Annotated in this window: 20 protein-coding genes; 4 read left to right on the forward strand and 16 right to left on the reverse strand. The window is 64.6% G+C overall.

Annotated elements, in window-relative coordinates; genetic code table 11:
* Nucleotides 1–6: 6 nt before the first annotated feature.
* From QN397_RS19005 to QN397_RS19025, 5 genes are all read right to left on the reverse strand, one after another.
* Complete coding sequence (locus tag QN397_RS19005; RefSeq protein WP_323501646.1) at nucleotides 7–1209, reverse strand: OmpA family protein; 1203 nt, start codon at nucleotides 1207–1209, stop codon at nucleotides 7–9.
* On the reverse strand, nucleotides 1206–2930 hold the full coding sequence (locus QN397_RS19010) for a serine/threonine protein kinase (protein WP_323496932.1): 1725 nt from the start codon (nucleotides 2928–2930) through the stop codon (nucleotides 1206–1208). Before QN397_RS19010 ends, QN397_RS19005 begins: the two co-directional genes overlap by 4 nt.
* Nucleotides 2931–3135: 205 nt before the next feature.
* On the reverse strand, nucleotides 3136–3528 hold the full coding sequence (locus QN397_RS19015; RefSeq protein WP_323496933.1) for a hypothetical protein: 393 nt from the start codon (nucleotides 3526–3528) through the stop codon (nucleotides 3136–3138).
* 206 nt (nucleotides 3529–3734) lie between these two features.
* Nucleotides 3735–4082, reverse strand: coding sequence for a hypothetical protein (locus QN397_RS19020; protein ID WP_323496934.1), 348 nt, complete (start codon nucleotides 4080–4082; stop codon nucleotides 3735–3737).
* A gap of 63 nt (nucleotides 4083–4145) precedes the next feature.
* Nucleotides 4146–4952: a PPK2 family polyphosphate kinase gene (locus QN397_RS19025; RefSeq protein WP_323496935.1), complete on the reverse strand. Its 807-nt coding sequence runs from the start codon at nucleotides 4950–4952 to the stop codon at nucleotides 4146–4148.
* A 96-nt stretch (nucleotides 4953–5048) separates the two neighbouring features.
* On the opposite strand from QN397_RS19025, the gene QN397_RS19030 reads away from it, so the two are divergent.
* The gene (locus QN397_RS19030; RefSeq protein ID WP_323496936.1) at nucleotides 5049–5390 is read left to right on the forward strand and encodes a hypothetical protein; all 342 of its coding nucleotides are present in this window, start codon (nucleotides 5049–5051) and stop codon (nucleotides 5388–5390) included.
* A gap of 23 nt (nucleotides 5391–5413) precedes the next feature.
* On the opposite strand, the gene QN397_RS19035 is transcribed toward QN397_RS19030, so the two are convergent.
* The 3 genes from QN397_RS19035 to QN397_RS19045 are packed head-to-tail and all read right to left on the reverse strand — an operon-like array spanning nucleotide 5414 to nucleotide 7949.
* Nucleotides 5414–5836 (reverse strand): RNA-binding S4 domain-containing protein, encoded by a 423-nt coding sequence (locus tag QN397_RS19035; RefSeq protein WP_323496937.1) that lies wholly within the window; start codon nucleotides 5834–5836, stop codon nucleotides 5414–5416.
* Nucleotides 5837–5838: 2 nt separating this feature from the next.
* The gene (locus tag QN397_RS19040) at nucleotides 5839–7275 is read right to left on the reverse strand and encodes a sensor histidine kinase (RefSeq protein WP_323496938.1); all 1437 of its coding nucleotides are present in this window, start codon (nucleotides 7273–7275) and stop codon (nucleotides 5839–5841) included.
* Nucleotides 7272–7949, reverse strand: a complete 678-nt coding sequence (locus QN397_RS19045; protein WP_323496939.1) for a response regulator transcription factor — start codon at nucleotides 7947–7949, stop codon at nucleotides 7272–7274. The genes QN397_RS19040 and QN397_RS19045 overlap by 4 nt, the downstream gene beginning before the upstream one ends.
* Before the next feature lie 143 nt (nucleotides 7950–8092).
* On the opposite strand from QN397_RS19045, the gene QN397_RS19050 reads away from it, so the two are divergent.
* The 3 genes from QN397_RS19050 to QN397_RS19060 all read left to right on the forward strand — a co-directional run bounded on the left by QN397_RS19050 (nucleotide 8093) and on the right by QN397_RS19060 (nucleotide 11286).
* Entirely contained in the window at nucleotides 8093–9052 is a 960-nt protein-coding gene (locus tag QN397_RS19050; RefSeq protein WP_323496940.1) for a Bug family tripartite tricarboxylate transporter substrate binding protein, read from the forward strand.
* A gap of 166 nt (nucleotides 9053–9218) precedes the next feature.
* Nucleotides 9219–9776: a tripartite tricarboxylate transporter TctB family protein gene (locus tag QN397_RS19055; RefSeq protein ID WP_323496941.1), complete on the forward strand. Its 558-nt coding sequence runs from the start codon at nucleotides 9219–9221 to the stop codon at nucleotides 9774–9776.
* Between the two features lies 1 nt (nucleotide 9777).
* A complete protein-coding gene (locus tag QN397_RS19060; protein ID WP_323496942.1) occupies nucleotides 9778–11286 on the forward strand; it encodes a tripartite tricarboxylate transporter permease in 1509 nt (502 codons plus the stop codon).
* Here QN397_RS19060 and QN397_RS19065 read toward each other — a convergent pair.
* The 8 genes from QN397_RS19065 to QN397_RS19100 form a co-directional block, all read right to left on the reverse strand.
* Nucleotides 11283–11777 carry a hypothetical protein gene (locus QN397_RS19065; RefSeq protein WP_323496943.1) on the reverse strand — a complete coding sequence of 165 codons (495 nt, stop codon included), beginning with the start codon at nucleotides 11775–11777 and terminating at the stop codon, nucleotides 11283–11285. The genes QN397_RS19060 and QN397_RS19065 overlap by 4 nt on opposite strands.
* A 35-nt stretch (nucleotides 11778–11812) precedes the next feature.
* Nucleotides 11813–12181 carry a hypothetical protein gene (locus QN397_RS19070; protein ID WP_323496944.1) on the reverse strand — a complete coding sequence of 123 codons (369 nt, stop codon included), beginning with the start codon at nucleotides 12179–12181 and terminating at the stop codon, nucleotides 11813–11815.
* A 200-nt stretch (nucleotides 12182–12381) separates the two neighbouring features.
* A complete protein-coding gene (locus QN397_RS19075; RefSeq protein WP_323501647.1) occupies nucleotides 12382–15528 on the reverse strand; it encodes an efflux RND transporter permease subunit in 3147 nt (1048 codons plus the stop codon).
* Between the two features lie 12 nt (nucleotides 15529–15540).
* The gene (locus QN397_RS19080) at nucleotides 15541–16668 is read right to left on the reverse strand and encodes an efflux RND transporter periplasmic adaptor subunit (RefSeq protein WP_323496946.1); all 1128 of its coding nucleotides are present in this window, start codon (nucleotides 16666–16668) and stop codon (nucleotides 15541–15543) included.
* Entirely contained in the window at nucleotides 16665–18224 is a 1560-nt protein-coding gene (locus tag QN397_RS19085) for an efflux transporter outer membrane subunit (protein WP_323496947.1), read from the reverse strand. The genes QN397_RS19080 and QN397_RS19085 overlap by 4 nt, the downstream gene beginning before the upstream one ends.
* A 50-nt stretch (nucleotides 18225–18274) precedes the next feature.
* Nucleotides 18275–19054: a CerR family C-terminal domain-containing protein gene (locus QN397_RS19090; protein WP_323496948.1), complete on the reverse strand. Its 780-nt coding sequence runs from the start codon at nucleotides 19052–19054 to the stop codon at nucleotides 18275–18277.
* Between the two features lie 198 nt (nucleotides 19055–19252).
* A complete protein-coding gene (locus QN397_RS19095; RefSeq protein WP_323496949.1) occupies nucleotides 19253–19681 on the reverse strand; it encodes a putative toxin-antitoxin system toxin component, PIN family in 429 nt (142 codons plus the stop codon).
* A gap of 29 nt (nucleotides 19682–19710) precedes the next feature.
* On the reverse strand, nucleotides 19711–19962 hold the full coding sequence (locus QN397_RS19100) for a type II toxin-antitoxin system Phd/YefM family antitoxin (protein WP_323496950.1): 252 nt from the start codon (nucleotides 19960–19962) through the stop codon (nucleotides 19711–19713).
* Nucleotides 19963–20117: the final 155 nt, after the last annotated feature.

The raw sequence follows: 20117 nt of genomic DNA on the forward strand, positions 1-20117 counted from the left end.
ATCGGCTTACTTACCGCACTCCACGATGCTGAACTCGACCCGTCGATCCGGTGCGTCGACCACGTCGTCGGTACCGCTGCCGACGATGTTCTGCTTGGAGCCCATGCCGATCGCACGGGTGCGTTTGACCATGTCTGCCGAGTCGGCGCCGAGGCGCTGCTTGATGAACGCTGCGCGTCTGAGCGACAGGGTTTCATTGGCGTCTTCGGTGCCGGTCTTGCTCGTGTGGCCCACAACGTCCATGCAGACCTTGGTGCGGCTGGCCTGGCGTGCGATCTGCCGTAGCCACATGGCGTAGGCACCGGTCAGTTTGGGGTCGGCCCAGAACTCGGTACTGCCGGGATTGAAAAGGAATTTGACGCCGAGCTGGTTGGTGGCGATGCCATACGCAACGAGTCGCCCGAAGGTTTCTTCGGCTTCGGTCGTCATGCCCAACTTGCTGACGCTCAGATAGATACCCGTGAGCACACGGATCTGGTCGCCTGCGGGCGTCGCAAGCGCGCTGCGGTATTGCCCCAGGGCCTCGCGATAGCGTGCGGCGTTGTAGAGCGTCGTGGCGTCGTTGATGACGGTGGCCGTGGCGATGCGCTCCATGTACGTAGCGTCGGCTTTTTGTCCTGCCGGCGTGGCGCTGGTGAGCACGTAGCCATCGGTGACCTTGTCCTTGATGAGCACCGGGCTGTCGCGGTAATAGGGCAACGGGCTCATATCCACGCCTTCTTTCCTCGCGACTGCGGATGAGTGCGCGACCACCACGCCGCCTTTGATGTCGACCAGCGCCAGGTCGATGCGATAGGTGTTCTGCACGCGCACCAACGTGCCGACCAGCAGGTACTGCGCCTTGGCCAGGCTCGCCGCCTGAAACGGAAGCACCTCGATCTGTTCGAAGTTGCGCGGCACGCGCTCGGTGATCGTGCGGTCGAGCTGTTGCGTTGCTGCGGTCTGCTGGCCGCTGGCAGCATCGAGCGTGGGGTCGAGCGCGACGGCCTGCTTGCTGCGCCGGGCCATGAAGCCCATCGCGTCTTGCGACTGTTGAAACAGCGAGTCCGTGGCCGCGGCGATGGCCTGGTCGAATTGCAGCGGTTCATTGCTTGCGACCGGTGTGGTGGTGCTGCAGCCCGCAACGGCGATCGCAAACACGGCGCCGGAAAACAGCCGCGGCAGAGTCGTAGAAGCAAGCTGAGACAGGAAGGGAAAACGGGAACTCATCGGCATTCTTTTTTCAGGTAAGCGACTTCGTCAGCAGTCAGGGTGTCGAGTGAAGATTTCTGAATGATCTCGGCGCAGCGTTGCGGTCGCACCGGGGCCTTGCGAAGCGAAGCGGGTTCCGCCTCGAATTCAGTGCGCGATGCCGTGCGCGGTTCATCGACCGAAGCGATGACCGTCGCCGGCTTCTTGCGCTCGGGGACAGACGGCGCTGCCATGCGCACCGCAGAGCGCGGCGTGGCCGCCAGCGCGATAGGCGTCGCAGTGTCGGGTATTGCAGTGACGGGCGTTGCAACCGCCTGCGCTGGTGCTGGTGCTGGTGCTGGTGCTTCAGTTACAGCGATCGCGCTGACTGCTTTGACCACAGTGGGTGCGACTGGCGATTGCGTTACGGGCGCGGGCGAGCTAGTCACTTCAGCCGCCGACGTGCTGAGGTCCGGCTGCCGTGAACCGCTGCTGTGCATCGTCCAGAACGTCGCACTGCCGACCAGGAGCAGGCATGCGGTAGCGGCGAGATAGACGCGACGATGGGAGCGTTTGACGGCGGACTGCGGCACGTCGGGTTGTGACGATGGCGTCGGGTCGGCGGCCGACTCTTCGATCGATACCTGGGCCGCTTCCGGAGTGTCCTCGGCCTTTGGCGCGTCGGCCTGTTGCGGCGCATCCGAGATCGCCGCCACTTTGGCAACTTTCCCCGCATCGAGTAACGCTCGAAACTCCGCTATGTCTTGCGGCCGCGCCTCGGGCCGCACCGATAAGGCCAGGTCGACGGCGCGCAGAAAGTTGTCGCTGTATTTGCCGGCGTGTGTCACCGTCAGCGGCCGCAGCGTGTCGCTCACCACGCGCACCACAGACGCCGTCGGGGCTCGGCCGGTGATCGCGTAATGCACGACACCTGCCAGCGCATACAGATCGGTCCAGGGCCCTTGCTGCAACTCGCCGCCGTATTGCTCGATCGGTGCAAAGCCGGGCTTGAGCACGGCGGTCAGCACCTGCGTCATGTCGCTGATCACGCGCCGTGCCGCGCCGAAGTCGAGCAGCACCGGGCCCGACGTCGTCAGCAAAATGTTGTCGGGGGAGATGTCGCGGTGATAGCAATGCTCGCGATGCAGCACCGACAGCGCATCGAGCAGAGGCTCCAGCCACGCGCGCAGTTCTGACTCGGACGCCGTGTTGCCGGCGGTCGCCAGCGTTGCCTTGAGCGTCGGCCCTTCATAGAAAGGCATCGCCATGTACGCGGTGCGATTCGCCTCCCAGAACCTGAACACCTTGACCAGCGCCGGGTGATCGAAGCGTGCCAACAGACGCGCTTCGTTGACAAAGCTCTTCAGGCCGGCGTCGAAGGTGCCGCGATGCCGGTCCGACCGCATCGACACTTCGAGCGACGGATTGGCCCGTATCGCCAGCGACGTCGGCATGTATTCCTTGATGGCCACATGCCGTTCCAGCGCCACATCCCATGCAAGGTAGACGATACCGAAACCGCCTTCGCCGATCGATCTGACGATGCGAAAGCCTTCGATGAGCGTGCCATCGGGCAAGGCGTGCTCTGCAAATTCGGTGAATTCCGGGCGCTCGTGATCGACATGGTCGTCCGCTGCCCATTCGGCGGTGCGCTGGACGCGAAGTGTCGCGGCGTGGCTCATCTCGGTATTGGCCATGTCTGCAATGCCGTTCTCTTCACGGTCGACAAGGGTGGCCGATAGGGAGGTGACGCACTTCATGCAGAACTTGGCGAGCGACCGGTTATGCGCACCGCAATTTGGGCAGATCACGGCGATTGCGACCGCAACGACGGCATTTGCGAGGTGTGCGGCAAATTCGGCATGCGGGCAGTTTCGCCGCGTGTTGACAAGGAGTCGCGTGCATATCTCACGCGAAGATACATAAATTCACAATTCCGACGAACGGTGTCGAAACGCGTCGTTATCAGTCTTTTTGGTCCGTTAGGATCGATGCAGCGCGATAGGCGGAGCGGCCCGCAGTTTTTGTATACGCAACCAGCGTTTTCCACTGACGTTCGCGGTCTTGCGGGGAAAGATCACCACCTTGGTTAAGGAGCACCTGGCTCACTTCGAGTAGGGCGATTGCCGATGTCAGGCAGAAGTGGACCGCGGTGTCTTCGGGGTTGGCTTCGTACCGTGCCCGCTCCGATTGCAATGCCATGGCCTGGTCTATCTCGCTCATCGACATCAGCATCGTCGGTCCGTAGAACGGGACTTCGGTGCGGTCCACAGGCGCAGCGCCAAGCACCTTGTCGAGCTCGGCGAGCGCTCGCTCTATGCCGGTCAATTGGTTCTGTCTGCTGGTCATCGCGCTCATGGCATCGAGAATTGTGTTACGAATTACAGCCAGGATCGTGCTTCGCCTGGCCTGCGGCCCGTGCAGGCGGTCAGGAGGAACGCGTGTAGGCAACGCGGACCAAATCAGATCGATGGACGAACCTCGATGACCGCATTTCCAGATACGCCTGCATCCCCCCGGGTCGCGGTCGATCTGCAGTGGCCCTCAGTTGAGGACCGGATCGCTCACGCAGCGGAGTTGTTGTTCGCGACGGCGCTGGCAACCTCCGCCTTGACCTCGGCAAGCTTTGCTTCCAATCGTTTGCGCCGCGCCACCTCTTCGGCAAGCACCTTGCCGACGTCTTCCAGGTCGTCGACGCATTCCTGCACTTTGGTCTCTAGTGCCTCGTTCTTTTCGAGCGCGAGCGCAAGATCGCCAGTAAGCGCCTCGACTGGCACTTCCTGCTGAAGCACGGCGTTGGTCACGGCGAGCTCGTTCACGCCGGCACTCAACTTCTCTTGCGTTTCTTGCGTTTGCGCCAACGCCTTCTCTATGGGCGCAGCCGCACTTGGCGAATGGGGCTTATCGGACACGGTGGTACTCGGTTGAATTTAGAAAGGCAGAACCATACACTCCCGCTGGCTGCGGTCGTGTGACTATTTGACAACAAGCCCCTTGAGCGCGGGGTCCGCCGGCGGCGCAGTGGGATTCATCTGCGTGAGCGTCTTGACCAGCAAGCGCGCGATCATCAGATTGCGGTGCAACTTGCTGTTGGCCGGTACCACGTACCAGGGCGCATACCCGGTCGATGTCGCTGCCAGCGCGCGGCTGTAGGCGCGCTGGTAAGCGCTCCATTTCTCGCGAACGATGAGATCGTCGGGGCTGAACTTCCATTGCTTGCCCGGTGTGTCGACGCGTGACTGCAGGCGCACGCGCTGTTCTTCCTTGCCGATGTGCAGCATGCACTTGACGATGACGGTGCCGTTCTCGGTCAGCAGCCGCTCGAAGTCGTTGATCTGCGCGTAACGCTTTCGGGTGACATCCTTGTCGATCCATGCCTCGACCACCGGCACGAGCACGTCTTCGTAGTGGCTGCGGTTCCATACCGCGAGCTCGCCATTGCGTGGCACGACCGCATGGCAGCGCCACAAAAAGTCGCGCGCTTTTTCTTCGTCGGTCGGCGCCTTGAAGGCCGCGACACGTACGCCGAGTGGCGTGGTGCGAGAGAACACCCAGCGAATCGTGCCGTCCTTGCCGCTCGTGTCGGTGCCCTGAAGCACCAGCAGTACTTTGCGCCGACCCTCTGCGTGCAGCAGGTTTTGCAGCACGTCGAGTTGCACTGCAAGTGCATCGAGTTCTTTTTTTTGCGCGTCGTCGCTGCCTTCCAGGAAGGGCGTGTCACCAGGGTCGATGTCGGCCAGCTTGAAGTTGTCGCCGACGCGGTAGGTCTTGAAGCTCTTCATAAGCGCTTTCTTCTTCTGTGCAAAAACTGACAGCGTAAGGGATGCGCCCGCAGTATCGTCAAGCGGCTTTGTGTTTGCTGTCAGGGAGAAACAATCATGGAATCGAAATTCCGGTATTTGCGTTTGCTGTCGCTTTCGCTCTGCGCATTCGCTTGTGCAGCGTGCCAGTTCCGCGGCGACGTCCGTCCGCTTTCAGCAGACATCGCGGCACCGCCGCGCTTCTATGAGGCCATGCCGGCTTGCCGGGCGGCCGGCGCACGATTCGCGCTCGGCAAGGTCGTCAACGGACCGCTTCTCGAAGAGATACGCCAACGCGCCGATGCACGCACGGCGCGCACCGTTCTCCGGTCGGACGCGAGCATATTGCCCTTCGACGAGAGCCGATTGAATGTCGACGTCGAGACGAACGGCCGCATCTTCGGCACCCGCTGCGGCTGACATTGCAGCCTCGAGCGTCGGCATCAAGTGTCGATGTCGTCCACGCTGGCGCTCCAACGAGCCCCCCATCCGCCAGAGGCATCGTCGAGCTGACGTCGGTCGCGCTTCGTCGGCCGGCCCTGTTCCAGACTCAGCCCTGGCTCCGTTCCCATGCGCCGCAGTTCTCGCGCATTCGTCTGGGCGGCCAGGCTGTCGGCGGTTTCTGCATAGAGCTGTTGCGCGATCGGTGCCGAGCCGCGTTGTGCGCTGGTGCCGCGCACCTGGACCACACGCGTCATGGCGCCGAGCCGGATACCGACCATGTCGCCCGCCTTCACCTCACGCGACGCCTTGGCGATGTCGCCGTTGACCTGCACGCGGTTCTTGCCGATCTCATCGGCGGCAAGCGACCGAGTCTTGAAGAAGCGCGCAGCCCACAGCCACTTGTCGATTCGCAAACGATCCATCGTCATCCTTGTGTGTGCTCCTTGAGCGGCAACCGCACTTTTGCATCGAGACCGACCACCTGGCCGTCCTGAACGCGATTGTCCAGCGTCAGACTGCCGCCCAGCGCCATCACGATTTCCCGACAGATCGTCAGACCCAGGCCCGACCCGCTGGCCGCGTCGCCGGCGGAAAACGGCTCGAACAGGCGCAGCCGCAGTTCGGCAGAGATGCCCGGCCCTGAATCGACGACCGCCAGCACGGCATGGTCGTTTTCCACATGCACCCGCACCGCCAGCAAACCGCCTTCAGGGCTGTGCTTTATGGCGTTGTGCAGCAAATTCCGCGCAAGCTCCTGCAGCATCCACAGGTGCGCATGCACGGGCGCCGGCTCGGCGTCGAGCTCGAACTCCAGCGTCTTGGCGGCGATCAGCGGCGACACGTCGATGGCAACTTGCCGCACCACCTCGTCGAAGGCGAGAGTCGCCGACTCCGGCCGCTGACGCAACTGTTCGACCTTGGCGAGCGACAGCATCTGGTTGGCCAACAACGTGGCGCGCTCGACCGTCTGGTTGATTTCGTCGAGGGCCTGACGCGGGTCGACGTCGCCGCGACGCGCCGATTGCACCTGCACTTTCAGCACCGCGAGCGGCGTGCGCAGCTGATGGGCGCTGTCGCGCACGAAGCGCTTCTGATGATCGAGTAAACGCTGCAGCCGGCCCATGACGCGCGTGGTCGCGTCGATCAGCGGGCGCAACTCGCGTGGCGCGTCGGGTGCGTGGACGGGCGACAGATCGTCTGCGGCGCGAGCCTCGATCGCTTCGCCGAGTGCACGCACCGGCCGCGTCGCGCGCTGCACCACCAGAATCGTCACGCCCGTGATCACGCCGAGCAGCAGCAACTGGCGCCACAACGTGTCTATCAGGATCTTGCGTGCCAGCGTCTCGCGCAGCTCGAGCGTCTCGGCGACCTGCACCACCGCCATGCCGCGGCCGTGCTCGCTCGCGACCGGCTGCAACAGCACCGCGACGCGCACCGGCTCGCCGCCGAACTGGGCATCGTAGAAGTCGACCAGCGACGCATAGGCGCTCACGTCGGGAATGCGTCCGCGCCAGAACGGCAGGTCGGCAAAGCCGGACACCAGCTCGCCGTCGATGGCCGACACCCGATAAAAGAGCTTGCTCTTGTTGTCGGCCTCGAAGGCCTCGAGTGCGGAATAGGGCACCTTGGCGCGAAGCACCGAATGCTCGTCGTAGCCCTCGACATCCAACTGCTCGCCGATGGTCTTGGCCGACGCCAGCAAGGTGCGGTCGTAAGCCGTCGTGGCGGCAGCCAGCGTCTGGCGGTAGAGGCTCACCGAGTTGATGACGATGAACAGCGCCACCGGCGCCAGGATGCCGAAGAGCAGCGTCGCTCTTAGCGACAACGATCGCGAAAGCGACGTCGACAAAGACCGCGTCATGCCTCGCGCAGCAGATAGCCAAGCCCGCGCAGCGTCATCAACACCGCGCCCGTGCCGACCAGCTTCTTGCGCAGCCGATACACGACCACCTCGATGGCCTCGTACTGCACCTCTGTTTCTCCGGGAAACACCAGCTCGAACAGACGTTCCTTGGTCACGGCATGACCGGGCTTTTCCATCAGCACCTTCAGCAAGCCGAGTTCGCGCGGCGTGAGTTCGAGCACTTCGGCGCGGTGATAGATGGCGCCGCTCTCCGGTTCGTAGCGCAGTGCGCCAACCTGCTGCGGATTGAGTGGTGAATCGACGCCGGCGCTCTGATGGCGTCGGCGCAGTGCGCGCAATCGCGCTTCCAACTCGTCCAGGTCGAAAGGCTTCGGCAGGTAGTCGTCGGCGCCGGCGTTGAGGCCGACGATGCGATCGCCGACCGTTCCGCGTGCGGTCAGCAGCAGCACGGGCGTTTGCAGCCCGGCGGCGCGGGCCTGCGCCAGAACCTGCAGTCCATCGAGGTTCGGCAAGCTCAAGTCCAGCGCGACCACGTCCGGTTCGAGCGCACGCCATTGCTCCAGCGCGTGTGCGCCATCGCCGCAGATGCGGACGTCGATCTGCCGGCGCGCAAGGGCGCGCTGCAGGGTCGTTTGCATCGCGGGATCGTCTTCGATCAGCAGCAGTTTCATGCGTCGGGTTTGGTGTTTTCCCCGATGTGACGGACAGCCAACTGACAGCGGGGCGCCGCATGATAGCGGTGTTCAGCGTTTACTCAGCTTCTGTTCAGGTTCTATTCGGTTTTTTCGGGTTCATTGTCGAAGGAGACATCAACATGCGTCGCGATACCTTTCTGAAATCCCTGGCCGCACTGGCCGCTTCCGGTGCCTTGCCGATGTCGGCCTGGGCGGCGGCCAACGTCAAGATGATGATCCCGGCCAACCCGGGCGGCGGCTGGGACACCACCGGTCGCGCGCTTGGCAAGGCGCTGACCGATGCCAAGGTCGCCGACACGGTGACCTACGACAACAAGGGCGGCGCTGCCGGCGCATTGGGCTTGGCCCAGTTCGTCAACGGCTCCAAGGGCGACCCGAACGCGCTGATGGTGATGGGCGCCGTGATGCTTGGCGGCATCATCACTGGCAAGCCACCGGTGAAGCTCGAATCCGCTACGCCCATCGCGCGCATCAGCAGCGAATACAACGTGTTCGTGCTGCCGGCCAATTCTCCGTTGAAGACGATGAAGGACGTGATCGACCAGCTCAAGAAAGACCCTGGCAGCGTCAAGTGGGGCGGCGGCTCGCGCGGCGCTACCGAGCACATCGCCGCGGCCATGATTGCGCAGAAGGTCGGCGCCGATCCGTCCAAGATCAACTACGTCGCGTTCCGCGGCGGCGGTGAAGCGACTGCGGCCATCCTGGGCGGCAACGTCACGGTCGGTGGAAGCGGCTACAGCGAGTTCGCCGAATACATCAACGCCGGCAAGATGAAGGCCATCGCTGTGACTTCGGCCCAGCGCCTGCCCGGTGTCAATGTGCCCACGCTGAAAGAGCAGGGCATTGACGTCGAGATAGGCAACTGGCGGGGCGTCTACGGCGCGCCGGGCATCACGCCTGACCAGAATAAAGCGCTGACCGACATGGTACTGGCCGCGCTCAAGTCGGCCGCCTGGGCTGACGCCCTCAAGAAGAACAACTGGACGCCGGCGGTGCTGTCGGGTGACGCGTTCGCCAAGTTCGTCGACGACGACTTTGCCAGCCTTCGGGCGATCATGGCCAAGTCCGGAATGATCTAAAGGTCTTAGCTCGCCCCCAGGTCGCTGCGCACTTCGTGTCGCGACTCCCACCCCCTGACCGGGGGCGACACCTGCAGTCCGGTAAAGCCGGTCCTGCGGTGTCTCTGGAAGGGAGCGCTTGCGCCTTTGGCGCTTTGGCGCTCTCGGTTGAAACCTTGAGACGAATATGACAACAACAGAGCCTTCGGCCTTTACCCCCCTTGATGCCGAGCCGCCGCGTGGGCCGGTCGCCGTGTGGCCGCAAACCTTGGTCGGTATTGGCGTTTTGTTGACCGGACTGGCGCTCGGGTTCGGGGCCATCGGCATTTCTTCGGAAGCGGGGTACGGCGGGGTCGGGCCCAACTTCTTGCCTTGGCTGGTCTCTATCGTGCTCACGATTTGCGGGGGCTGGATCTTGTGGGAGGCACGCCGTGGCGGCTTTCGTGAGCTCGATGCGCCTTCCGGTGCGGAGCACGCTTACTGGGCCGGGTTCGTCTGGGTCTCGGCGGGGTTGCTGCTCAACGCGGCGCTCATCACCACGCTGGGGTTCATCGTAAGTTGCACGCTGTGCTACGTGCTGGCAGTACAGGGCTTGCGGCGCGCCAGCGGAGTGGCTTCGAGCTCACCGCGCACCTGGGCGCTGGACGTCGTCACGGGTGTGCTCATCGCCGCGCCGGTGTTCTGGACTTTCACGCAATTCCTGGCGATCAATCTGCCGGGCCTCACTTCGACTGGGTGGCTCTGACATGGAAATCTTCAACGCCCTGATGCATGGGTTCGCGCTCGCGATCACCCCTGTCAACTTGTTGTGGTGCCTGGTCGGCTGTGCGCTCGGCACGGCCGTCGGCGTGCTGCCCGGCATCGGCCCGGCGGTCGCAGTGGCGATGCTGCTGCCGATCACGTCGAAGGTCGACGTCACCGCCTCGATGATCTTTTTCTCGGGCATCTATTACGGCGCCATGTACGGCGGCTCAACCACCTCCATCCTGCTGAACACGCCGGGCGAAACCGCCAGCATGGTGACGGCCATGGAAGGCAACAAGATGGCCAAGAGCGGCAGGGCAGGCGCGGCGCTCGCGACCTCGGCCATCGGCTCTTTCGTGGCGGGCACCATCGCGACCGTGATCGTCACGCTGTTCGCGCCGTTCGTCGCGGAGTTCGCGGTGAAGCTCGGTCCGCCCGAATATTTCCTGCTGATGTTGCTGGCCTTCACCACCGTGAGCGCGGTGCTCGGCAAGAGCAGCTTGCGCGGCATGACGGCGCTCTTCATCGGGTTGGCGGCAGGTTGCGTCGGCCTCGACCAGATCTCCGGCCAGGGGCGTTACACCGGCGGTGTGCCCGAGTTGCTCGACGGCATCGAGATCGTGCTGGTCGCGGTCGGCTTGTTCGCCGTGGCCGAGGTGTTGTATGCGGCGCTGTATGAAGGCAAGGTCGTCGAAGCGCAGAACAAACTCAGCCGCGTGCACATGAGCAAGAGCGACTGGAAGCGGTCGATTCCTGCGTGGCTGCGCGGCACCGCCATCGGCGCGCCGTTCGGTTGCATTCCGGCAGGCGGCACCGAGATCCCAACCTTCCTGAGCTATGCCGTCGAAAAGAAGATGGCCAAAGGCGAGGTCAGGAAGGAGTTCGGGACACGCGGTGCCATCGAAGGCGTGGCTGGTCCTGAAGCGGCCAACAACGCGACGGTGACCACCGCGCTGATCCCCTTGCTGACGCTCGGCATCCCGACCAGCAACACGACCGCCATCCTGCTCGGCGCGTTTCAAAACTACGGCATTCAGCCCGGGCCGCAACTCTTCACGACGTCGGCTGCGCTGGTGTGGGCGCTGATTGCCTCTCTCTATATCGGCAACGTGATGCTGCTGGTGCTCAACCTGCCGATGGTTGGCCTGTGGGTCAAGCTGCTGAAGATCCCCAAGCCGCAGCTCTACGCCGGCATCCTGATCTTCGCGACGGTCGGTGCTTACGGCATGCGCCAAAGCGCGTTCGACCTGTTCCTGCTCTACGCCATCGGCATCCTCGGCGTGCTGATGCGTCGCTTCGACTTCCCCACCGCACCGGTGGTGGTCGGGATGATCCTGGGCCCGCTCGCAGAAGCGCAGTTACGCAACGCGATGTCGATCGGCGAAGGCAGTGCGGCGGTGTTCTTCCAGCGTCCGATGTCGATCGCGCTGATCGTCGTCGTGGTCGCGGTTCTGGTGTTGCCGCGCCTGGCCAAGCGCATGAGCCAGCGCAAGGCGCGGGCGCTGGCCTAACGCCGCACGTACCAGGCCAGCGCCGCGACAACTGCCACGATCGCGATCCAGAGCGACCAGCTCGACAGCACACCGCCGCCAGCGCGGTGCGACTGATAGTTCTCGAGCCGCGCTGGAAGCGTGCGCACCTCGTCGAGCGACCTGTTCGGAAGCAGCCGGTCGTCGCGGTCGATTGCAATCAGCAACGGCTCCAGCAGCAGTCGCTCGCGATCGCCGTCCAGCGACAAGTGGTCGGTGTTGCCATTGGCGGTGCGCTGCGCCAGCAACTGCCCTGCGGGCGTCAGGCCGATGTTTTCGCCAAGGATCGAAAGAGCGCCGTGCTCGATGAGCGCATCTAATCCGCGCCGAACCGCCGGCCGTTCGGCGACCGGCACGGTCAACTGCAGCCCGGTGCGCGAAGTCTTTGAGGAATGAGCTTCACCGCATCGCTCCATCACTATGCCGATCAGCACCCCTGCGAAGGCTTCGCGCTCCGTCAACATTTTTTGCATCGTGGCAGTCCTCTTCCTGAAACCCAATTGGAAAACTAGCGCGGCGTGGCGGTGCCGTCCGATGGCGCAACGATGGTGGCGCGCCCGTCGCGCGACGTGGTCGTGTCGTCGTCATTCGGTGGCGTCGAGCCGACAGGCGCTACCACCGTAGCCCGGCCGTCGGGGGTGGTGGTCGGCATATTGACCGGTGGCCCGCCGTTCGTGCGGTCCAGTTGCCGGCCCGCCATGCGCACACAGCCGTTGCGCTCCGGCGCTGGCAAGCTGCCGTCGTTGCACACCGTCAGTGCCCGCTGATAACGCTCTTGCGCTGAGGCGTCAGCTGATTGAGCCCAGGCACTAGGTGCCGCTATCGCGCCCAACGCGACGATGAAAGACAGGCCTTTGCGAACGTGCTGGCGATTCATGGATTGCCTTGCTTCCTGATTTCCAAAGATTCAGGGTGTCCGATCGCGCGCGCCAGCGGGGTGCGAAGGCGCATCGTTCGGGGGTAGGCAAAGTGCGCGACGTTCGCGCCGTATCAGCCCGGTTCGGCACCGCCTTCGGCGTGAAAGAGTACGCGGACGCGCTGCGAAAGCGAGGGCTGGAGCGACCGGCTAGATACTGCTCAAGCAGCGGGCTCGGCGGCCGGCTTCAAGTCGTCGTCGACATGCGGATCGGGCGGCTGCCCGCGCAATCGGCGCGCGGTTCGCTTGAGCCAATGCTCGATGTCGTCGATGTAGGTGAAAACGGCAGGCACCACGAGCAAGCTGAGCACAGTCGAGGTGATGAGGCCGCCGATCACCGCGATCGCCATCGGCGACCGAAAGCTCGAGTCGGCCGCGCCGAAGCCGACTGCGATCGGCAGCATACCGGCGCCCATCGCGATGGTGGTCATGATGATCGGCCGCGCCCGCTTGTGGCATGCATCGCGCAGCGCGTCCCAGCGGCTCATGCCGGCAACGGCTGGCCGGCCGTTGCTTCCGTCATGACCACGTCGTGCGACGATGGCGTACTCGACCAGCAGGATCGAGTTCTTCGTCGCCACGCCCATCAGCATGATCAAGCCGATCAACGACGGCATCGACAACGCCTTTTGCCCGATGAGCAAGCCGACGAAGGCGCCACCGAGTGCCAGCGGCAGAGCGCACAAGATCGTCACCGGATGCAGGAAGTCCTTGAACAGCAGCACCAGCACGATGTAGATGCACAGCACGCCGGTCAGCATCGCCAAGCCGAAGCTCGCGAACAACTCGGTCATGACCTCGGCGTCGCCAACTTCGGTCACGCGCACGCCGGGCGGCAAGTTGCGAATCGACGGCAGCCTCATCGTCGCTTCTTTCGCATCGCCCAGGCCGACGCCCGACAGTTCGATCTCGAAGTTGACGTTGCGCGAGCGGTCGTAGCGGTCGATGACGGCCGGGCCGCCTTCCACCGTGAGGTTGGCGACCTGGCCGAGCATCACCGGTCCGCGCGCGCTCGGCACCGACAGGCGTTCGAGCAGAGCGAGGTTCTGCCGCGCGGAATCTTCGAGCTTGACCACGATCGGCACCTGACGCTGCGCAAGGTTGAGCTTGGGCAGCGACACGTCGTAGTCGCCGAGCGTTGCCACGCGCAGCGTCTCGCCGATGGCCGCGCTGGTCACGCCGAGGTCGGCGGCGCGGGCGAAATCGGGCCGCACCGAGATTTCGGGTCGTATCAAGCTCGCCGTCGAGGTGATGTTGCCGAGGCCCGGGATGGTGCGCAGGTCGCGCTCCACCGCGCGCGCCGCGGTCGTCAGCGCGGCCGGATCGTCGCCGCTCAACGCCAGGATGTACTTCTCGCCCGAGCCGCCGAGCCCAACGGTGCTGCGTACGCCGGGCAGCGTCTCGAGCGCAGTGCGAATCTGGTTCTCGATGACCTGCTTGCGCGGCCGGTCGCCGCGTTCGTCGAGCCTGATCGTCAGCGTCGCCTTGCGCGTTTCAGGTGTTCCGAAGCTGGCGAACGGGTCGCCGCCCGCGCTGCCGCCACCGATGGTGGTGTAGACACTCTTCACATGCTTGATCGCCATCACGCGGCGCCGTGTTTCTTCGGCCATCGCGGTGGTCGTGGCCAGCGTCGCACCCGGCGCGAGCGAGATATAGACCTGCGTCTGCGAGTTGTCGTCCGGCGGAATGAAGCCGGTCTTGAGCAGCGGAATCATCGCGATCGAGCCGAAGAAGAAGAGCGTTGCCAGCGCCATCGTCTTGAAGCGGTTCTTCATGCACCACTCGGCGGTGCGCATGTAGATCGTGAGCCAGCGCGCTTCTTTTTCTGCCGTCACGATCGGCTTGAGCAAGTAGGCCGCCATCATGGGTGTCAGTACGCGCGCGACGACCAACGATGCGAAGACGGCGAGCGATGCGGTCCAGCCGAACTGCTTGAAGAACTTGCCTGCGACACCGCTCATGAAAGCGGTCGGCAAAAACACCGCGATGAGCGTGAAGGTGGTGGCGATCACGGCCAGCCCGATCTCGTCGGCCGCCTCCATTGCAGCGTCGTACGGGCTCTTGCCCATGCGCAAATGCCGCACGATGTTCTCGACCTCGACGATGGCGTCGTCGACCAGGATGCCGATCACCAGCGACAGCGCCAGCAGCGAGATCACGTTGACCGAAAAGCCCAGCAGGTGCATGCCGATGAACGCCGGAATCACCGACATCGGCAGGGCGACGGCGGACACGAAAGTGGCGCGCCAGTCGCGCAAGAAGAGCCACACCACGATCACGGCCAGGATGGCACCTTCGTACAACAGGTGCAGCGAGCCTTCGTACTCATCCTTGACCGGCTCGACGAAGTTGAAGGCTTCGTTGAGCTGGATGTCGGGGTGTTGCGTGCGCAGCTCGGTCAGCGATTTTTGGACCGCGGCGCCGACGTCCACTTCGCTGGCGCCGCGGCTGCGCGCCACCTCGAATCCGACCACCGGCTTGCCGTCCAGCAGCGCGGCAGCGCGCGGCTCGGCGATGCCGTCGATCACGCGTGCGACCTGGTCGAGCCGGATGCGACGACCGTCGGACAGCGCAATCTGCAGGCTGCCCAGCTCGCTCGCGCTCTGCACCGTGGCCAGTGTGCGCACCGGTTGCTCGCTGCCGCCCAGGTCGGTACGGCCACCGGCGCTTTCTGTCTGCACCTGGCGCAACTGGCGCGAGATGTCGGCCGCACTGGCGCCGAGCGCCTGCAGCTTGGCAGGATCGAGGTCGACGTTGACCTGCCGCGTCACGCCGCCCACGCGATTGACCGCGCCGACGCCCGGCAGGGCCAGCAACTTCTTCGTCACGTCGTTGTCGACGAACCAGCTCAATGCTTCGGGGTCGAGCTTGCTCGATGCGATCGTGAAGGCCAGCACCGGTTGCCCGGCCAGGTCGAGCTTGGTGACGACCGGATCGCGCACGTCGGCGGGCAGGTCGGCACGCACGCGCTGCACCGCCGAGCGCACATCGTCGACGGCTTCCTGCACGGGCTTTTCAAGGCGGAACTCGACGATGAGCGTGGCCGCGCCGTCCTGCACCTTGGTCGTGATGTGCTTCAGGCCGGTGATCGTCGCGATGGAGTTTTCCAGCTTGCGCGCGACGTCGGTTTCGAGCTGCGACGGCGATGCGCCCGGCAACGCTGCCGACACGGTGACGGTCGGCAGATCGATGTCGGGAAAGTTCTGCACCTTCATCGCGTTGAAGGACAGCAGGCCGCCGAAGGTGAGCAGCACGAACAGCATCACCGCGGGAATCGGGTTGCGGATGGACCAGGCCGAAACGTTCATGGTGGTCGTTCCTTATTTGGCTGCAACCGGTGTCGCATCCACCACGCGCACCAGATCGCCGTCGTTCAAGAAACCCGCGCCCTGCACGACGACCTTGGCATCGGACGGCAGCTTGGTCGTGATCTCGACCCGATCACCGACGCGGCGACCGGTCTCTATCTTCAGCTGCGACACCCGGTTGTCCGGCTGCAGCAGCAGCAGGTAGTTGAACCCGTCGCGCGGCACGATGGACGCTTGCGGCACGGTCGTTGCGCTGCTTTGCCCCAGCAGGAAGTCGCCGCGCGCGAACATGCCCGCCTTGATGCCGGTGTTCTGCAGCACGTTGGGGATGTCGACGTAGACCAGCGCGTTGCGCGTTTGCGGATCGACCGTCGGCGCCACCGCGCGCACCTTGCCCGGCACCTGCGCGCCGCTCGCGCTGACGACGGACACTGGCGTGCCGACCGCGATGCGGCCCAGTTCCGCGGAGGTAACTTCAGCCCGCCATTCGAGCCGCCCTTGCCGGATCATCTTGAAGAGCTCGGCACCCGCCGAGACCACGCCGCCGACCGTCGCCGTGCGCGCCGAGATCACGCCGTCGTCCGGCGCCAGCACCTGCGTGTTGCCCTTGCGAACCTGTTGCACCGCGAGCGCTGCTTCAGCCGCTTCGACCTTGGCCCTGGCAGTCTCGGCCGTGGTGCGGTACTGGTTGATCTGCTGCTGGCTGAGCGCGCCGGTTTGCTCCAGCGTGCGGGCGCGCGCAGCGTTGCCGGCAGCGTCGGCGGCGGTGGCGCGCGCTTCGGTCAATGCTGCACGAGACTGCGCCACGTCGGCATTCACTGTCTCTGGCGAGAAGGTCGCCAGCACCTGGCCCTTCCTGACCACGTCGCCCACGTTGACGCGCACTTCGGCCAGTCGCAATCCGTTCGACTCCGAGCCGACGCTGGCTTCTTGCCAGGCCGCGATGTTGCCGTTGGCGGCCAGCGTCATCGTGAGTTCACTCGATTCAGGCTGCGCGACCGTCACGCTCAACGACGGCTTGGGCGCAGCCGTTTTGCTCTTCGCTTCTGTGCCGGCCTTGCTACGCGTGAGCATGAAGGCGGCACCGCCCACGAGCACGAGGGCCGCGACGACGAGGGTGATGAGGGTCGAGCGTTTCATTGTTGTTCTCGTGGCGACGCCGCCGTTGCATTGGAGGGTGAAGCCGAAGTCGATGCGGCGCTTGAAATGGTGGTCGAGGCGCGCGTCCAGCCACCGCCGAGCGAGCGATAGAGCGAAACCCAGGCTTCGGTGCGCTCGCGTTGCAGCGACACGCGTGCTGTCTGCGCAGTGAACAGCGTGCGGCGCGCGTCTTCGAGTTCGAACAAGCTGGCCAGGCCGCTGTCGTAGCGCGCCTGCGTTGCGTTGAACGAGGCCTGGTAGTTCTGCACCGCGCTGTCGGCGTCGCCGGTGCGCGCGCTGGTCGCGTCGAGGTTGACCAGTGCTTCTTCGACCTCGCGCACGGCCGTCCGCACGTTGGCGCGGTATTGCGAGACCGCCTCGGCGTAGCGCGCACGTGCGGCATCGGCATTGGCCACGCGTGCGCCACCGTCCAGCAGTGGAACGGTCAGCGTGGCGGGGCCTAAGGTCCAGGTGTTCAAGGCTTCGCTGAAACCCGACGTGGCGTAGCGCACGCGGCCGATCGAGCCCGACAGCGTGAGTTTGGGATAACGCTCGGCCTCGGCCGAACCGACATCCGCACTCGCCGCTGCGACGGCCAGCTCCGACGCATACACGTCGGGCCGCTGTGCCAATGCCTCGGCTGGCACGCTGGCGACCGGCTGGATCGCGGGCAGCGCGAGTTGCACCGGCGCTGCGGCCAGACGCGGTTCGAGCACGCGCTCGTCGATGCCGCTGAGCGCTACCAGCGCCTTGCGTTGCACGGCGCACGTCGCGCGTTGTTGCGTGAGCCGCGCCGAGCTGTCGGACGCGCTGGCGCGGGCCAGTGCCGCATCGGCCGGCGCAGTGAAGCCTGCGCGCGCCGACAGGTCGGTGAGCCGCGCTGTCTCGCTGCGCGAGCGGGTGTCGTTCTCGGCGACCGCCAACTGCAGCCTGCAAGCGCGCTCCGCGAAATAGGCGTTGGCCGTTTCGGCCGCGACCGATACGCGTGCGTCGTGCCATTTGGCCGTCGCGCTTTCGTCGCGCTGCACCGCGGCGTCACGGTCGGCACGCAGGCGGCCGAACAGGTCGACCTCCCAGCGCGACTGCAGGCTCGCTTGCAGCGTGGTGATTGCGGGGCTCGCACCGGAAGCGCCGAGCGCGGAGCTGGTCGCCGCGCCCGTCGTCCCGGTTGTCGCCGTGCTGCCAGCGGCGCCGGTCGTGCCGACACCGCTGCTTCCGAATGCGCTGTTGCTTCGGGTGCCGGTCAGGCTGCCGTCCAGGCTCGGCAGCAACACGGCACCGGCAGCGATGCGCGTCGACCGCGCCTCTGCCACGCGTGCTGCCGCACTCGCGAGGTTGGGGCTGGCGGCCTCGGCGGCTTCGATCAGCTCGACCAGCAGCGGATCGTCGAGTTGGCGCCACCAGTCGGCGAGGGCGATGGTCGACCCGCCGTGCGGCATGGGCGCATTCCACTGCGCGGGCGTGGGAGCGGCAACTTGCGCAGGCGGGCGCATGAGGCCGCAGCCTGTCAGCGTCAGCGTCAGCAGCAGAGTCAGGGACAGAGCGGGCAGACCCATTGGCAGGCTTGCGGCCGCGCTACCTGGCGTATCGGGTCGAGTGTTCGGTCTCATCGGGCAGGCTGTGGTTTGAGCGCGATGCGCTTGGATGGCGTCCGCTTTTTCAAATGGGAGGGTGCTTGCGCGGGAGGGTGCGCAAGAGATTCGGCACGACGCGCATCCGTGCGTCGCTGCGTCTCGGCGTCGACCATCGCGATGGCGAAAGTGACCAGCCTGTCGGACCATGTGTCGATGTGTTGCGGCGTGTCGAGCAGCGAGGGTGCGAGCGCATCGATGATGTCCTGCATCACGAAGAGCTGCATCGCGAGGCCGCTCACCGCCAGCGCGAGCCGGTGTACGTCGTCGTCTGGCTGCGTGAGCTGCAGATGACGGCCCAGCACGCGTACCAACGCGTCATGCGGTCCCTTGATGTCGCGGTCGAACTCGGTCGGCCACTGCGTGGTCGGTTCGATCATTTCGCGCAGGTGCAGTCGCATGCACTGCCGCACGATTTCGCCGTGTTTGAGTGGTTCGACGTACGCGGTCAGGAAGATGCGCAATGTCTGCTCTATCGGTAAGCCGGGCACGTCGATCAGCGTGATCAGGTCGCCAGCATTGCCACCCATCGGCTCGGTGAAGGTGGCCGAATAGAGGCCTGCCTTGTCGCCGAAGTAGTAGCTGATGGCGGCGATGTTGGCGCCGGCCGCGAGGGCGATCTCGCGGGTCGAGGTCTTGGCGAACCCCTTGGCAGCGAAGAGCGCGAGGGCCGCGTAGAGGATGCGCGCGCGGGCTTCGGCGCCGTCACTGCGCTGGACGCGGGCGGAAAGGGCTTGGTGGGTGGGGGCGCTCATGAACGCCGGGTTTTAACATATAGATCAATCGTTTGATTTATCTATGTGCAAAAGGCGCGCTTGCCCGTAGCAGGCTGCTGAATGTTGTTTTCGAATCGAAACTTTGACCCAATAAAGGGTGGTCGACGCCCCGGCTGTGTCGGAAAAACGGCTTGTAGTCGGTTCCCGAAACACGGCTTTGCTCCTTCGAAGATGCAATCACGAACCGTCAGCAAAGGCCGGCAATGCCAGCGCATCGGCCGGAGAAACGATGGTGACATTAGCGGGTCCCATGTCTGGCGCCAGTACCAGCAGGTCTTTGTCGCCGGTCACCAGCCAAGCAGGCTGGGCAGCCAGTGCTGCGTGAAGAAACTTGTCGTCGTCGACATCGCGACATAAGGCCTCTGCGGCGATCTCGGGCTTGACTTTTACCCAGTGCGCCACTGCGTCCAGATCGGCCAGCAAGGCGCGGCGCTGGTCCATCGAAATGTAGCGATCGAACTTCGGTCGCCACAGGCGGTCTTTGAGTTCGTCGAAAGTTGCTTCTGAAAACACCGGCTGACAGTGGCGGATGACCTTGCGAGTGATTTGAGCAGGGGCGCCCGCCAAACTGATCAGGCCACTGATCCAGACATTGGTGTCGATCACAACGCTGATGCCCGGCGTTCGCACCCCGGTTAGCTTTTGGCGGCCAGCAGTTTCGCCAGCGTTTCTGGCGTCAGCCCCGCGCGCTCCGCCGCGACGGCGGCTTCGTCCATTGTGCGCAGCAGGCGGTCGGCATAAAACGCTCGCATGGCCTCGAAATCCTGCACGCTGACCATCACGCCCACCATGCGGTCGTGCTTGAGCACACCCACAGGCGCACGCTGCGCGCGATCGAGGAATTCCCCGAATCGAGTCTTGGCTTCGTTGGCGGTAAAGGTTTGCATGGAGCGCTCTTAGCGTGACGTCGAGCAGGATAATCTAGTTGGATCGTTCGATTTGGTCAAATCATTCGATATTCGGCTTTTGATACCCGCATGAACTTCAGGCGTAGCGCAGCCACTGTCTCGCTACGATCCCGCAATGCCCGCCCCTCCAGCCC

Origin of the sequence: Variovorax sp. RTB1, from assembly GCF_035018765.1 — a bacterium.
In the GTDB taxonomy this organism is placed as follows: domain Bacteria; phylum Pseudomonadota; class Gammaproteobacteria; order Burkholderiales; family Burkholderiaceae_C; genus Variovorax.

Excerpts from the sequence above, each read along its gene's own strand:
- QN397_RS19005 (WP_323501646.1), bottom strand. The coding sequence starts at position 1,209 with ATGAGTTCCCGTTTTCCCTTCCTGTCTCAGCTTGCTTCTACGACTCTG.
- QN397_RS19010 (WP_323496932.1), bottom strand. The coding sequence starts at position 2,930 with ATGAAGTGCGTCACCTCCCTATCGGCCACCCTTGTCGACCGTGAAGAG.
- QN397_RS19015 (WP_323496933.1), bottom strand. The coding sequence starts at position 3,528 with ATGAGCGCGATGACCAGCAGACAGAACCAATTGACCGGCATAGAGCGA.
- QN397_RS19025 (WP_323496935.1), bottom strand. The coding sequence starts at position 4,952 with ATGAAGAGCTTCAAGACCTACCGCGTCGGCGACAACTTCAAGCTGGCC.
- QN397_RS19030 (WP_323496936.1), top strand. The coding sequence starts at position 5,049 with ATGGAATCGAAATTCCGGTATTTGCGTTTGCTGTCGCTTTCGCTCTGC.
- QN397_RS19035 (WP_323496937.1), bottom strand. The coding sequence starts at position 5,836 with ATGGATCGTTTGCGAATCGACAAGTGGCTGTGGGCTGCGCGCTTCTTC.
- QN397_RS19040 (WP_323496938.1), bottom strand. The coding sequence starts at position 7,275 with ATGACGCGGTCTTTGTCGACGTCGCTTTCGCGATCGTTGTCGCTAAGA.
- QN397_RS19045 (WP_323496939.1), bottom strand. The coding sequence starts at position 7,949 with ATGAAACTGCTGCTGATCGAAGACGATCCCGCGATGCAAACGACCCTG.
- QN397_RS19050 (WP_323496940.1), top strand. The coding sequence starts at position 8,093 with ATGCGTCGCGATACCTTTCTGAAATCCCTGGCCGCACTGGCCGCTTCC.
- QN397_RS19055 (WP_323496941.1), top strand. The coding sequence starts at position 9,219 with ATGACAACAACAGAGCCTTCGGCCTTTACCCCCCTTGATGCCGAGCCG.
- QN397_RS19060 (WP_323496942.1), top strand. The coding sequence starts at position 9,778 with ATGGAAATCTTCAACGCCCTGATGCATGGGTTCGCGCTCGCGATCACC.
- QN397_RS19065 (WP_323496943.1), bottom strand. The coding sequence starts at position 11,777 with ATGCAAAAAATGTTGACGGAGCGCGAAGCCTTCGCAGGGGTGCTGATC.
- QN397_RS19070 (WP_323496944.1), bottom strand. The coding sequence starts at position 12,181 with ATGAATCGCCAGCACGTTCGCAAAGGCCTGTCTTTCATCGTCGCGTTG.
- QN397_RS19075 (WP_323501647.1), bottom strand. The coding sequence starts at position 15,528 with ATGAACGTTTCGGCCTGGTCCATCCGCAACCCGATTCCCGCGGTGATG.
- QN397_RS19080 (WP_323496946.1), bottom strand. The coding sequence starts at position 16,668 with ATGAAACGCTCGACCCTCATCACCCTCGTCGTCGCGGCCCTCGTGCTC.
- QN397_RS19085 (WP_323496947.1), bottom strand. The coding sequence starts at position 18,224 with ATGGGTCTGCCCGCTCTGTCCCTGACTCTGCTGCTGACGCTGACGCTG.
- QN397_RS19090 (WP_323496948.1), bottom strand. The coding sequence starts at position 19,054 with ATGAGCGCCCCCACCCACCAAGCCCTTTCCGCCCGCGTCCAGCGCAGT.
- QN397_RS19100 (WP_323496950.1), bottom strand. The coding sequence starts at position 19,962 with ATGCAAACCTTTACCGCCAACGAAGCCAAGACTCGATTCGGGGAATTC.